We start from the raw sequence: 637 nt of genomic DNA on the forward strand, positions 1-637 counted from the left end.
GGAGTCGCCACACCAGCGATTGCAGGTGTGGCCGGTGCGATTGAATGAGGGCGTGGTGGAACTCGCAGTGAGCTGATACACCTCGGTCAAAATGTGGGAGGGGGCTTGCTCCCGATGGCGGTGTGTCAGTCGACATCGGTATGCCTGAACCACTGCTATCGGGAGCAAGCCCCCTCCCACATAAAACCGCATTACAGCTGAGAAATCCCACTGCTCTTTGCTGCAATCACGCGGCGTAATGCCTTTCTCCCTCGCGTACTAGGACGGCCAGTGCCTGGAGTCGCCACACCAGCGATTGCAGGTGTGGCCGGTGCGATTGAATGAGGGCGTGGTGGAACTCGCAGTGAGCTGATCGACCTCGGTCAAAATGTGGGAGGGGGCTTGCTCCCGATGGCGGCGTGTCAGTCAACATCGGTATGGCTGAACCACTGCTATCGGGAGCAAGCCCCCTCCCACATAAAAAACTGCATCGCAGTGGAGAAATCTTACTGCTCTAGTTGCTGCAATCACGCTGCGTAATGCCTTTCTCCTTCGCGTACTAGGACGGCCAGCGCTGGAGGCGCCACACCAGCGATTGCAGGTGTGGCCGGTGCGATTGAATGAGGGCGTGGTGGAACTCGCAGTGAGCTGATACACC

At 58.4% G+C, this 637-nt stretch carries 1 pseudogene; it reads left to right on the forward strand.

Features of this window, described 5'->3' with window-relative positions:
* Nucleotides 1-262 precede the first annotated feature (262 nt).
* A pseudogene (locus AOA61_RS32100) lies at nucleotides 263-352 on the forward strand (nitrite reductase (NAD(P)H) small subunit); the annotation flags it as partial.
* Nucleotides 353-637: the final 285 nt, after the last annotated feature.

Origin of the sequence: Pseudomonas sp. 2995-1 (genome assembly GCF_002742505.1) — a bacterium.
Taxonomy (GTDB): Bacteria; Pseudomonadota; Gammaproteobacteria; order Pseudomonadales; family Pseudomonadaceae; genus Aquipseudomonas; species Aquipseudomonas sivasensis.